Origin of the sequence: Mycobacterium sp. 852002-51152_SCH6134967, assembly GCF_001667105.1 — a bacterium.
GTDB classification, from domain to species: Bacteria; Actinomycetota; Actinomycetes; order Mycobacteriales; family Mycobacteriaceae; genus Mycobacterium; species Mycobacterium neumannii_A.
This window is the reverse complement of sequence record NZ_LZIK01000060.1, coordinates 125,098-138,509: the sequence shown is the minus strand read 5'-3', so window position 1 is coordinate 138,509 and position 13,412 is coordinate 125,098. Positions and strand designations below refer to the sequence as shown.

At 64.5% G+C, this 13,412-nt stretch carries 10 protein-coding genes; 1 reads left to right on the top strand and 9 read right to left on the bottom strand.

Features of this window, described 5'->3' with window-relative positions; translation table 11 throughout:
• Positions 1-80: 80 nt before the first annotated feature.
• The 3 genes from A5790_RS17625 to A5790_RS17615 form a co-directional block, all read right to left on the bottom strand.
• On the bottom strand, positions 81-680 hold the full coding sequence (locus A5790_RS17625) for a sensor domain-containing protein (RefSeq protein ID WP_064425936.1): 600 nt from the start codon (positions 678-680) through the stop codon (positions 81-83).
• A 54-nt stretch (positions 681-734) separates the two neighbouring features.
• Positions 735-1,163 (bottom strand): organic hydroperoxide resistance protein, encoded by a 429-nt coding sequence (locus tag A5790_RS17620; protein ID WP_197696821.1) that lies wholly within the window; start codon positions 1,161-1,163, stop codon positions 735-737.
• Positions 1,164-1,371: 208 nt separating this feature from the next.
• A complete protein-coding gene (locus tag A5790_RS17615; protein ID WP_231987828.1) occupies positions 1,372-1,767 on the bottom strand; it encodes a hypothetical protein in 396 nt (131 codons plus the stop codon).
• 143 nt (positions 1,768-1,910) lie between these two features.
• On the opposite strand from A5790_RS17615, the gene A5790_RS17610 reads away from it, so the two are divergent.
• On the top strand, positions 1,911-3,128 hold the full coding sequence (locus A5790_RS17610) for an oxygenase MpaB family protein (RefSeq protein WP_066846941.1): 1,218 nt from the start codon (positions 1,911-1,913) through the stop codon (positions 3,126-3,128).
• 87 nt (positions 3,129-3,215) lie between these two features.
• Here the strand turns inward: A5790_RS17610 and A5790_RS17605 are convergent, their stop codons facing one another.
• The 6 genes from A5790_RS17605 to A5790_RS17570 all read right to left on the bottom strand — a co-directional run bounded on the left by A5790_RS17605 (position 3,216) and on the right by A5790_RS17570 (position 13,406).
• Entirely contained in the window at positions 3,216-3,527 is a 312-nt protein-coding gene (locus A5790_RS17605; protein WP_066846938.1) for a DUF3303 domain-containing protein, read from the bottom strand.
• Positions 3,528-3,994: 467 nt separating this feature from the next.
• Positions 3,995-8,587 carry an Ig-like domain-containing protein gene (locus A5790_RS17600; RefSeq protein ID WP_231987839.1) on the bottom strand — a complete coding sequence of 1,531 codons (4,593 nt, stop codon included), beginning with the start codon at positions 8,585-8,587 and terminating at the stop codon, positions 3,995-3,997.
• A gap of 286 nt (positions 8,588-8,873) precedes the next feature.
• Positions 8,874-9,950, bottom strand: a complete 1,077-nt coding sequence (locus tag A5790_RS17585) for a DUF4185 domain-containing protein (protein ID WP_231987827.1) — start codon at positions 9,948-9,950, stop codon at positions 8,874-8,876.
• 67 nt (positions 9,951-10,017) lie between these two features.
• Positions 10,018-11,055 (bottom strand): aspartate-semialdehyde dehydrogenase, encoded by a 1,038-nt coding sequence (locus tag A5790_RS17580; protein WP_066846915.1) that lies wholly within the window; start codon positions 11,053-11,055, stop codon positions 10,018-10,020.
• Positions 11,055-12,320 carry an aspartate kinase gene (locus A5790_RS17575; protein ID WP_066846913.1) on the bottom strand — a complete coding sequence of 422 codons (1,266 nt, stop codon included), beginning with the start codon at positions 12,318-12,320 and terminating at the stop codon, positions 11,055-11,057. Before A5790_RS17575 ends, A5790_RS17580 begins: the two co-directional genes overlap by 1 nt.
• A gap of 102 nt (positions 12,321-12,422) precedes the next feature.
• Complete coding sequence (locus A5790_RS17570) at positions 12,423-13,406, bottom strand: linear amide C-N hydrolase (RefSeq protein WP_066846911.1); 984 nt, start codon at positions 13,404-13,406, stop codon at positions 12,423-12,425.
• Positions 13,407-13,412 lie beyond the last annotated feature (6 nt).

Below are 13,412 nucleotides of genomic sequence, written 5' to 3'. Positions count from 1 at the left end.
ACCATCTTCCAGACGGGACCGACAAATCCAGCGTTTTTTGGATGACGCCTTCGTTACGAGGACCTTCACCCCGCCCCGAGTTACTGGCCGAGGGTGTTCTGCATGGCCCCGGCCAGCGCATTGACCGCTGGGCCGCCGTTACCGGACTGGCAGACCTTCGCCTGCAGCAGGACGTTCTCGCGCTTGCGCGTGGTGGTGAAACAGCGCCGGTCCGTGCCCGCCTCCTGTTTGACCCAGTCGGCGTCCGTCGCCGTGGTCGGCCCGCCAGTGAAGGTCCACACCTGGGTGGTGAAATTGTCCAGGTGCATCGCGGTGGTCTGCCCGTTGCAGCCGCCGGTGCGGTCGACCACGCGACGGAAGGCGCGGTCGGCGGCGTCGGCCGTCGCGAACACACCGACCGCCTGTTTGACCAGATGCGTGGCGTCCGTCGGCGACTCCTGGGCCACCGCACCGTTGAACGACGCCAGATCCGGGTCGGCATAGACGTCGGGCAGGCCGATGTCCGCCCAGTTGTTGCACGCGGGTAGGTCGACCGAGAAGGTCTGCACCGGCTCGGTGAACAATGACTCGAATCGCATTGTGGCGCCGACGATATTGCCCACCGAGCCCTTGGGCAGCACGGCGTAGTTGACGACGCCCGGATCGGAGGGGCGCGCTGCGGCGGGGCCGGCGGGTGCCATGACCGACAGCCCGATGGCCACGCCGAGGCCCGCCGCGGCGACCGCCCGCACCCGTCAGACCTTCGCGGACAACTTGACGTCGATGTTGCCGCGAGTGGCCTTCGAGTACGGGCAGAAGTCGTGCGCCTTGGCCATCAGGTCATCGGCCACGCTCTGCTCCAGGCCCGGCAGGTAGCCGATCAGGTGAGCCGTGAGCCCGAAGCCGCCATCGGAGTCCGGTCCGAATCCGACCTGCGCGGTGATCGAGGTGGCTTCGTCGATGTCGATCTTGTTGTTCTTGGCCTGCAGCCGCAGCGCGCCGAGGAAGCATGCCGCGTACCCCGACGAGAACAGCAGCTCGGGGTTGACGCCCTCGCCGCTGCCGCCGAGCTCCTTGGGCGGGCGGGTGTCGAGATCGATCTTGCCGTCGGAGGACCGGACGTGGCCGTCACGGCCGCCTCCGGACGCGGTGGACTCTGCGGTGTACTTGACCTCAATGCTCATGGGCTCGATCATGCCAGTCTGCTCGAATTCGGCAAGACACCCGTCTCAGTTCTCGTCGCCGACACGGCTCTTACACCGTTGCGATCCATGCCCGATGGCGTTGTGGGCCAAGCTCTCCCGCTCGTCACACACGCTCGGCTCCGGTGTGCACTCAGATCGACAAAAAGCCGCATATCGGCCGAACCGACGATATCCGTCGAGCCAGTCGTTACGGGCGCGACGGCGCCGTGGTGGTCGGCACCTCGGGTGACTGCGGCGGTTCGGGTGGCGCGAAGCGCGGCCCCTGCGAATTTCCCGGTCCGCCGAACGGCGGGCGGCCGAACGACCCGCCGGGACCCATCGGGGCGCCCGGCGGCGGTCCGCGATGGAAGATCGCGACGTCGCGGTCGTGGCCGCCATGATGGCCGCCGCGGTGATGGCCGCCCGAGTGCGAACCGAGGATGAAACCGGAGAAAAAGATCACCGCGACAATGAAGACGACGCCGGCGACTATGCCCACCCAGGCGGCAGCGACGCCGAGCTTGGAGCGCCGCGTGGCGACGTGGTCTTGGTGGGGTGCCGCGGCCACTGGAGTGGTGGCGGGTTCGGATGGTGTTTCGGTCATGGCTGCCATCATGCGAGCTGATTCGATGAGCCCGTCATGTGGCACCTATGAGCGAGCTGTGAAAGCGACGATTGACACCGGTCAACCCGCCGAATAGTTTCGACTACACGCGTTGTCACTTTGGCTGGAAGGGAACCGCGACCATGCAGCGTCCGATCCCGACGCGACATCCGGAGCGGCCTCGGACCGTGCCTGCCGGCATCCGCGTCATTGCCAAGGCGCTGGCCATCGGTGAACCCACTCCGGCGCAGTGGCGCAGGCTCGGCGAGCGGCTGACCGTCGGAGACGAACCGATGGACCGCCTCGTCGAGTGGATGTCTGGCGTCGGCGTCAAGCAGGCGCGGCCGTTGTTCGACCGGGCGCTCACCTACGGCGTCGATGCGGTTTCCGACGCCCCGGAACCGTTGCGCGAGTTCTTCACGGCCGTGGAGACTCTGCCCGACTGGGTGGACCCGGTGAAGCTGCGCCGCGGTGCAGAAGCGCTGCGTCGCGGCGGCGCCGACGGCATGTACGTCGCACGTGACGTATCGCTTCTCGGCGGCTACCAGTTCTCGGGTTTCAACAAGACACTGCTGCGCACCGGCGCTCTGGAGAAGGGTTCGAACAAACGCTTCGCCGAGACGATGCAGTGGGCGATGGACGTCATCTCCGATGGTGGTCTCGAACACCTGGGCGTCGGCTACCGGTCCACTCTGCGGGTTCGGCTGATTCACGGACTGGTGCGCAGGCATGTGTCTGCGATGCCTGACTGGCGCGCCGACGACTGGGGTGTCCCGATCAACCAGACCGATATGGCGGCGACGCTGATCGGTGCACTCGTCGCACCGGCCGTCGGTGTGGTGGGGATGGGAATCGTGTTGCGGCCCAGAGATTACGACGCCGTCGCCCACTTGACCCGCTATGTCGGATGGTTGATGGGTGTGGAGGACGAGTGGCTGCCGCGCGGATTCCGCGACAGCATCCGCGTGCTCTATCACACCCTTGGCGCACTCGCCGAGCCCGACGAGTCGTCGAGGCAGCTTGCGGTTCCGATGGCCGACGACCCGATGATCTGGCATTACGACACCATGCCCGCGATCCGGCGTCGTATCGCACGCGCGCAACATCTTTCGGTCACCAGTGGCTTTCTGGGGCCCCGCACGATGCGCGCACTGGGCCTGCGCCCCCATGTGCCGTGGTACCCGGTGCTGCGGCTCCCCGTGAACCTGACCCGCAGTGCGGCCGCGGTCGCGCTGCCCGGCGGCATGGCCAGGGCGATCGCCCGCGGCGACCGCGAGCACCAGGCATTGATGCGGACGATCGTCGGCGACGCCGGCGCCACGATCGGCGAGTCGGCCGAACACGTCGGCACGGTCGCCTGAACACCTTCGAATGCCCGAGAGTCCGTGCCGCCCAAACGGCGATGGGGCCGGCCTCGAGGACCGGCCCCACCAGATGTGACGTTGCTCTCAGGGGACAGAGCCTCTGAAGTCAATGCCGCCTTGTGCCGCTTCGGCCCACTCATTCATGTCGACCACGGGGTAAATGTTGAACGCATTGAACGGCGCAAACTTCAACGTCTCGGTGAGGAGCTCGGTCGGATCGTTCGTCTCGACAATGGCGAACCCGCCCTCGCCATCCATTCGGCCGACAAACTGGTGAAAGGTCGTCCCCGCGGGCGGCTGCCACTTCGAGAACAACTCGAGAGCGCGTCGCATGCCTTCCTCGTTTTCCTTACCGGAGCCTCCCAGACGGCTCGTCCAGGTCATGGCGTACTTCATTCGTTCCTCCTAGCACTGTGCTGAACTAGTGGTGTGCGGAGGCGTCGTTCACGGCGTTTCTGCACAGTCGAAGTGTGCTCCGGAATCGGCGTCCCGGTGGAGAAACCGAGACCCTCGGTGGCGATCATTTCACATCGAAAAGTGTTGACCCGCTATGTATTAGCTCTACTACGAACGCCTCAGTCGCCCGAGAACTTCGGATGCTCCGGGCTAGGGCCTGAACGGATTGACCGCGAACCCGTTTCTGGGCGTTTGGCTAGTTTGATTCTTGTTGACAATAGAAGTCGTTGCAGGTCAGCCGCGTTGGCAATGTTGGTGGCGATCAGTAATTCGTGAAGCCACTGCGGACGCTCTGCGGACGGGAAGCGTGCTGCGCGACCCAGCGGCGTCTTTTCGATTAGACGCCACCCCATCCTCTGATGGCCGGCCAACATTGCTGCCGAAGAGAAGCGAGTTTCTCTGGGCCGTCAGGTAGTCGCCGGCTGCCCTTCAGTGATACCAACGATAGATCCCCAGAACCTGGGAAGAGCATCTTTCACCGCCTTGAATCTTCCCTCAGTATCAATTGGGAAACGCTCGGAGAGGATCCGGTAGGTTTCCGGGTTCGCGTGTGTGCCCTGCCAGGGCCAGAATCCGTCCTCCCATGGCAAGACGCTGAACTCGACGATGCCCGAAACGTCTGTGTGCACCGCACCACTTAGTTTTGCGCTCAGCACAATAGGCGCGTTCGCGAGAGGCACGATGCCTGGTATCCGATCCCAGAAGTCCTGAATGTGAAGTGTTGCGTCTCCCGGCTCAGGCTGGTTGACGATGGGTGAACCGAAAGTGATCACCGTCGTCACGAAGTCTATGTCGAGCGCACTTCTTGCCAGGTTCTGGGCATCGATGCCGCCTTGGCTGTAGCCCACTAGGAGGACTTCCTTAATCGAGCCGCATGTGGCGCTTGCTTCACACTTGCTGACCGCTTCGGCGATGGCGTCGACATGCTCTTGTTTCGGTTGATTGGTGACCGCGACCAGATTTTCGAAGACCGCCTGATTACTCTCATCGTCTGTAGTCCCACCCAGATAGACAATGAGGCGGTATCCGTCCGTTCCTCGGACGGTCTGGATGTAAATGCCTTCGTTCTCGGACTCGATGTCACTGGTGTGGTTGCGCAGGGTCTGCCAGAGGTCTTCCAAGCTACGAGGAGCCTCGCCGTAGTAGTCCTCGCCCGGCGGGAGGTCATCGGGTGGGTCGGTGTTGTCAGGCGGGTCGGGGAACGTCTCCTCGGGCGCGATCCGCGTGACGTCCATAAAGTTCGCCCCGCCCGGTGACCTGCCGGTCTGAAGGGCGACGAAAACGCCGTAGACCCCTCCTGCCGCGAGGTCTCGTACTTCACCGCCTAGACCGAGCGCGCTGACCGAGTAGTCCTCAGGATCGATCACCAGGAGGCTGCGCGAGTTGCCCCACAGCGTCGCAAAGATTCTGCCGTCTGGGCCGACGGTCAAGGCCTGAGGTATGGGCCCTGGGTCAACCACTGCGTCAACCGAGTAATCCCTCGCATTCAAGACCGTGATCGTGTTCTCCTCGCTGACGCCGCCGTTGCTGAGGTAGATTCGCCCGTCTGCGCCGACCGCAGGCGAATAAGAGTTGCGGCCGACGTCGACAACTTCGATGGAAAGGTCGAGATTGACGACCAGTATCTCGGTGGTGCGTTGCGTGAGAAAAATGCGTCCATCCAGGGCCGAGGCCGAACCTATTTGGCCATTTACCTCCCACGGCAGATTAACTGTGGCTTCCAATGAGTAGTCATCGAGATTCAGAACGGCCAAAGTGTTGTCGCCTGTTCTTGTCACGTATAGGCGTTGGTCGTCGACCGCAACGATGCCACCGAAGTTCGAGCGATGGTCGACCGGAATGTGCACAACGCCGTAGTGGGTACCGGATTGGTCCGGATTGGCCACATACAATCCGCCGCTGTGGACGTAAAACACGCGACCGTCAGCGACCGGCGTCACCGTGTCCATCGAACCGCCGCCAGCGACAAAGTGGTTGCCGAAGCTAGCGATAAATTTCCCATCTAGGCCATAGACCTCGACACGAGGACCAACGAAGCTGGTTTTGGCGGCGTAGACGCGCGCATCTGGTCCGACCGAAAGCACTATCCCGGCGGTGCTGCTCGACGCCGACCAACTGGCGGTGTCGTAGGCGGGCGCAGGCTCTCTGACACTGCGAATCACTGAGACGGCACCGTCGTAGTTGTTGACGACGATGAGTTCTCCTGTCGGCCCGACACTGACTTCGGAGACGTTGACACCGACTCCGATTGCTGCGATCTGCTCGTTCTGTGGGTTGAGCAGCGTCACGGAGTCATCCCCGCTGTTGGCGACGTAGACGGAGCCGTCGCCTGCGATTTCGATGCCGATGGGACGGGTTCCCACTTGGATAGTCGTACTGGTTTGCGTCCGCGGGTCAAACACGGTGAGGGAGTCCCCTGTCACGTCGGTTACGTAGACATCACCACTGCTGCTTGTAGCGATTGTAAAGGGAGAGCCGCCAACGCCGAATGTGTCTCGGGTATAACCGCTTCCATCAGGAGTCAACGCGGTCACCGTACCGTCAACGGGATTGGTGACATACACCGTTCCGTCGCTCAACACCGCAATGCCGTACGGATTGCCCCCGACGCCGACGATGGTCGACGCGGCCAGGTTACTAGCTGGGTCGAGGATCACTACCGAATCGTCACCGAAGCTGGCGACGTAGACACGCCCGTCCGGCCCAACCGCAAGCCCAACCGGGTTGACTCCAACGCCGGTGACCGAGCGCACCGAGAGGTTCTGTGTGGGATCGATGACGCTGACGGTGTTGTCACCGGAGTTCGCGACGTATACCTTGCCGTCACTGCCCACTGCCAGCGAAACCGGTGAAGCGCCAACAGAAATCGTGCGGTGCAGCGTACCGTTGGAGTTCAACACACTGACTGTGTTGTCGCCGGAATTCGCGACGTACACCCGTCCGTTGGTGCCAATCGCGATCGCCCCTGGCGCCTTGCCGATTTTGGTGACCCGCGTGGTGTTCCCATTCTCAATGACCGACACGGTGTTCGCGCCCGCATTTACCACGTAGAGGACACCGGAGCTTGAGACGGCTATCCCTGAGGGGGTGCTGCCGTATCGCTCGACAGCAGCGATAGCAGCCGCCGTGGTTATCTCGATCGGTGCCTGAACATCCACAGTCGATGTAGCTAGCCCGTCCGATACATCCACAGAGAAGCTAACGGCGCCAGCGCCTTGTGCTTGCCATGCGCCCACGAGCCCCTCAGTTGTAGGCGTGAAAGTCCATTCCCCGGTGGCCATGTCAAGCTCGACGGCGCCCAGCCAGGATGGCGGCATGGTTTTCAGGGTGTAGGCGAAAGTGGTGTTGTCAGGGTCAGTCGCGGTGATGGTTCCGGTGACTACGCCGGTGGTGGGATCGGCGACGTTAGCCGTGAAGAGGGCAACCGGAGCGTCGTTTATCGCGTCTATGTTGATCGTGACCGTGGCCATGTTGCTCGTGGTTGTGTCGTCTTGCGCGACGTAGGTGAATGCGTCGGACCCGCTGTAGTTTGGTTTCGGTGTGTAGCTGAAGGTGCCGTCGGAATTGAGTTGAAAGTCAGCGGCATTCGAGGGGCCGGTCACCAAAGCCGCAGTCATATCGTCGACGTCGGTGTCGTTAGTCAACACATTGCCCGTGGACAATGCGGTGTCCTCGTCAATGCTGAATGAGTCATTGTTGGCGACGGGCGGCCGGTTCGGAGCTACCGCCGGGGCGATGGTGACGGTGATGGTGTCGCTACCCGTATGCGATTGCCCCAGGCCGTGGATATGCCAGCCGGCGACCGCGTCGGAGGCGGTGATGGTAAAGCTGTCGGTGCCGCTGTAGCCATCATCATTAGGTTTATATGTCCATTTGCCTGCCGCGGCGTCGATAGTCACGGTGCCGTTGGTGGGTGCCCCCGCGCCGGTGGTGGGCACGCTATAGGTCAGCGCATCTCCATCGACGTCGGATCCGCCGAGGGTGCCGTGGATTTCGCGGTCATCGACGTCTTGTTGTCCGGTGGTCTGCAAATCCACCACCGGGGTGGAGTTGTTCCAGACCTGGTTGGTTTGGCGGCGCACCGCCTCGATCGCCCCCCAGAACACCGAGTTATACAGCGGCGCACCCGGACCGAAGACCGGTGCCAACGCCGCAGTAACCGCGTTGACCACCGCGCTGATGATCGAACCGGTAAACACCAAAATCGCCTCAACCGGATCCGGCGCCGGCGCCGGCGTATTCAACACCGTCGACCCGGTCGAGAAGTTCGCCGCCATCAAAGGCTGGTTCTCATCAACCCCGGCGGCCGCGTTCGGGCCTGACATCCGCAACCCAAAATCCTCGGCGCCCGAGGCGGCGCCATCGAAAGCGTTCAACCCCGCGGCGTCCTCAATCTCGACCTCCGGCGTCCCTGCCGGCTGCCGATCATTGTCTCCGGAATTCTCGAGCAGCTCGCCGCCGTCGGGTGCTGTCGACGGCAGCGGATCGGGTTCGGGCACGCTCGACGACAACGGTGTGGGTTCCACGGTCGGTCTCGGCGCCGCCGTCGGTGTCGGCTCGGCCGTCGGTGTCGGTTCTCGTTCTGGCGGGGTGTAGCTCGGGATCTCGGCCGCTCCAGTCGGTTCCACGTCAGCGGTCGGGGTAGCCGTTGCTGTCGCGGTGTTCGACTCCGCGGTCTGCTGGGTCGAGCTGCCCGAGGTGACCGTCGAGGCGCTGATCGTCACCTGCGGTGACCCGCCGCCACCGATCACCGTGGTGCTCGAACTACCCGTCGTCGTCGTGGTGATGGTACCTGAGCCGGCCGATCCCGGATCGCCCGGATCACCACCGCCGCTATTGGCCTGAGTGTCAGGCTCGGTGCCGGTCTCGGTGGTCGCGGGTTTGGGGTCTACCGACGAGGTGTCCTCACCCCCGCCGCCGGAAGCACCAGTAGTGCTACCCTCCTCGGCCCACGCCGGCCCCGGCGACGAGGCGATCGCAAAGCCCACTCCCAGCGCCACTGCCAATGTGCCGACCCGCCCTACGTAGCGCCCATACCCCATACCAAAGACCCTCCCCGACTATTACGCGTTCCGAAGCGCAGCTAACAGATCCAGTCTTGCCGGGAAAGCGCTGTAACGAATCAGGGATTTCCCTATACGTCAAAATACCGTCATACGTCCTGACCTGGAAAAGGCCGTGATTACTTTGCATTCAAATAAAATCAAGATCAACGCTTAGCATGACCGGGATCGCCCCCGGCTACTGCGGACGCACTGCGACGAAAGCTGCAAAAACACCATGTGACTAGGGCCTGAACGGATTGACCGCGAACTGGATCACCCGGTACGGCGACCCGCCGCGCGGCCCGGTGTTCCACTGGCTGACGAACACCCGCACCTCGTCGAGCGCCGACCCCGGTGAGATGTACCCGCCGTAGGGCTGGGCGAGGCGGTTGTTCTCCGGCGGCCCGAGGTGGTCGGCCGGGTCGGGCCACTCGGTCGCGACGACGACGGTGGTGACCGGCGCGGCGCCCAGACCCGTCGGATCGTTGGCCACCCGCATCTCCATGTTCCCGGTGGTGGCGTTGAAGTACGACAACACGGTCTTACCGTCGATCTGCCGGATGCTCATCTCGCCGACCGCGTCCGGCCACAGCGGTGTGGGCGGACGCCCCCAACCCGAATCTGCCGACCAGCCTTGCCAGCTCGACCGGTCCTCGAAATCCTGGGGTGTGGCCCGGTACAGCACCAGCGGCGCGCTGCGATCGAAGTTGTTGGCCACGATGTACACCCAACCCGTCTCGGAGTCGGTGCGCGGAATCGGGTCGTAGTAGCCGCTGATCTGCGACTGCCTGCCCTCGGCGTAGGACGCCGGGCGCTCGGAGTCCGGCAGGGTCGGCCAATTACCCTGCCCGGGCTCGGGTTTCACCAGCCGCGACGTCTGCGGCACCAGCTCCCGCACCTTGGTGATCATCAGGTAGTTCTGCCGGTTGATCTGCACGACGCCCGCGGGAAGTTGCGACATGCCTTCGGGTGTCGGATCGGCCAGCAGCGGCCGATCGGTTCCGGTCACGCCGTCGTAGCGCACACCGCCAGGATCGTCAATCGACTCCGTTTCGACGTGCAAGGCAATCGGCGAGAACCACCCGCCGTAGCCGACGCCCTGCCCCGCGAAGCTGTCGCCGCACACCTGCAGGATCCCGCTGGGAAATTCCATGAACTCACAGAGATCAGTGGCGCCGATACCGTAATCGCGTGTCGGGGTGCCTGTTCCGGCCGTCGGACCGATCCGGATGACCTGACCCGGCGCCAGCGGCGGCAGCACGGGATCGGGGATCGGCGCGGGCTGTGCGACGGCCGAGGGCGCCGCGACGAGACCCAACGCCGAGACCGACGAAATGGCTGAAAGCAGTCGCGATTTTCCGCCGAAACGTCGGTCCCGACGCAAATCAACCCCGGGCCAGAAGCTCGGCGATCTGAATAGTGTTGAGTGCCGCGCCCTTGCGAAGGTTGTCCCCGGACACGAACAGCGCCAGCCCGCGCCCGTCGGGCACGCCGGGATCCTGCCGGATGCGTCCGACCAGCGAGTCGTCCGCCCCGGCCGCGGCCAGCGGCGTCGGGACGTCGACGAGCGTCACGCCAGGCGCCGCTCCCAACAACTCGGTCGCCCGCTGCACCGAAAGCGGTTGGGAGAATTCGACATTCAGCGACAGCGAATGGCCCGTGTACACCGGGACCCGCACACACGTACCGCTGACCGCCAGGTCCGGGATGTTCAGGATCTTGCGGGTCTCGTTGCGCAGCTTCTGGTCCTCGTCGGTTTCACCGGAGTCGTCGTCGACGTACGACCCGGCCAGCGGGACGACGTTGAACGCGATCGGTGCCACGTACTTCGACGGCGCGGGGAAATCGACCGCGGACCCGTCGGCGACCAGGTCCCGGCTGCTGTTCACGACCGCGCTGGCCTGATCGAACAACTCCTCCACACCGGCCACGCCGCTGCCCGACACCGCCTGATACGTCGAGGCGATCATCCGCACCAGACCCGCCTCGTCGTGCAGCGGCTTGAGCACCGGCATCGCGGCCATCGTGGTGCAGTTCGGGTTCGCGATGATGCCCTTCTTGAGGGTGACGCCCCGCACGTCGCGCGCGAAGTTCACCTCGCTGACCACCAGCGGAACGTCGGGGTCCTTGCGCCATGCCGACGAGTTGTCGACCACGATCGCACCGGCTTCGGCGAAGCGCGGCGCCTGCACGCGCGACATCGTCGCCCCTGCGGAGAACAACGCGATGTCCAGGCCCGCGGGATCGGCGGTCGCGGCGTCCTCGACCTCGATCTCCTGCCCGCGGAAGGAGAGCTTCTTGCCCTGCGACCGCGCCGAGGCGAAGAACCGCACACTGGACGCCGGAAAGTCCCGCTCTTCCAACAGCGTTCGCATCACCTGGCCGACCTGACCGGTCGCGCCGACAACACCTAGATTGACCATTATCGTCCCGTCCCCGCGTACACCATGGCCTGCTCGTCGCCGCCCAGGCCGAACGCCTCGTGCAGCGCGGCGACGGCCTTGTCCAGGTCGGTGTCCTTGACCAGGACCGAGATCCGGATCTCCGAGGTGGAGATCAGGTCGATGTTCACCCCGACTTCGGCCAACGTCTCGCAGAACTTGGCGGTCACCCCGGGATGGCTCCTCATACCGGCGCCCACCAACGACACCTTGCCGATGAGGTCGTCGTACAGCACCCCGGTGAAACCGATCTCCCCCTGCAGCGAGGTCAGTTTCTGCACCGCGGCCGGGCCGTTGTCCCGCGGGCAGGTGAACGTGATGTCGGTCTTGCCGTCCTCGACCTTGGAGATGTTCTGCAACACCATGTCGATGTTGATGTCGGCGTCGGCGACGGCGCGGAACACCTTGGCGGCATAACCCGGCACGTCGGGGATACCGACCACGGTGACCTTGGCCTCACTGCGGTCGTGTGCGACTCCGGTCAGAATGGCGTCTTCCACGGGAATGTCCTCCATTGATCCGGTCACCAGGGTGCCTGGGTTGTCCGAGTATGACGAGCGCACGCGTATCGGCACGTTGTAGCGCCGGGCGTACTCGACGCAGCGCAGCATCAGCACCTTGGCGCCGCAGGCGGCCATCTCCAGCATCTCTTCGAAGCTGACCTGGTCGAGGTGGTGAGCGTTGGGCACGATTCGCGGGTCCGCGGTGAAGATGCCGTCGACGTCGGTGTAGATCTCGCAGACGTCGGCCTTCAGCGCTGCGGCCAGCGCCACGGCGGTGGTGTCCGAGCCACCGCGTCCCAGCGTGGTGACGTCCTTGCTGTCCTGACTGACGCCCTGGAAGCCGGCGACCAGGACGATCACACCCTCGTCCAGCGCGTCACGCAGCCGGCCGGGGGTGACGTCGATGATCTTCGCGTTGCCGTGGATGCCGGTGGTGATCACGCCGGCCTGCGAACCGGTGAACGAGCGCGCCTGTGCCCCAAGCGAGTGGATGGCCATCGCGACCAGCGCGTTGGAGATGCGCTCACCGGCCGTCAGCAGCATGTCCATCTCGCGCGGCGGCGGCGCGGGGCATACCTGGTTGGCCAGGTCGAGCAATTCGTCGGTGGTGTCGCCCATCGCCGAGACCACCACGACGACGTCGTTGCCCTGCTTCCTCGTCTCGACGATCCGCTCGGCCACGCGTCGGATCCGCTCGGCGTCGGCAACCGAGGATCCGCCGTACTTCTGCACGACGAGCGCCACTGATCAAGCCTTTCAGGTGCTGGGAAGGATCCCAACAAGGATAAGGGCTGTGCGCACCGGATTTCTTTCGCCCGTGGTGGGCCCGACAGGAACCGTCGGCGATCAGGGCACTCCGAGGAACGGGAACGGGTCGGCTTCGGTGAAGTTCGCGCTGGCATCGCCGGCGTAGATCGTCTTCTCGCCTTCGCCGAGCGGCAGCCGCAGCGTCGGGGCGCCGGGTGAGAAGTCGAGGTTGCCCAACTCGACCCAGAACGTGTTCGGCGATAGCGCGGACTCGAAGAAGTACCGCAACGCCTTGTGGTCGACGACCGTGCGCCAGCGGGTGGTAGAGATGTTCGGCTCGTCGGGCGTGGAGATTCCGTACGGCACCGACGCGTTGCGCACGACGCTCAACACGGTCGCGGCGGCCAGCAGCGGGTCGTCGGTCCTGGGCACCGCGTCGATGTAGAACGACGCCCGCACGAACCGATCCGCGGCGCGGTTGGTCCCCGGCAGCATCACGGTGCCGCCGATCTGCTTCCAGTACTCGCTGATCGCGAGCTGCTTGTCGAAGGTCGGCGAATTCGTCATCACCCGGTACTGGCTGCCGTGGTGGATGACCTGCTCACCGTCGATGTACTCGACGATCGCGCTGTCGCCGCCGGCATCCGACATCGCCAGATGCAGCGTCGCCATCCGTTCCTCGCCGGGTACTGCGGCGGTGGCCACCCGCAGCGGGGTCGCGCTCAATGCCTGCACGGCCTCGGCCACCGTCGCGAAGTTGTCGAGCACGTACTGGCCCCACAGCGCCAACGAGACCGCGGGACCCGGAGCGGTCTGGGCGGGATAGACCGATTCGGCCAGCCACAGGAGGTTGACCACGAGTCCGGCCTCGTTCACGCCGTCGGTCGTGCTGATGTCGTAGCCGGTCGCGACCACGCTGCCGTACTTCGACGTCCACTCCGCGGAGTCGGGGCCGGCCTGGCCGGTCCGGCGGACGCCGCTCGGCAGCGCCCACAGATTGGTCTGGATCTCCGACTTCCAGTCCATGGAGCGACCGGTGATGTTGCGGTTATCGGTTCCGAGGTAGACGACGCGGGTGCACATGCCCCG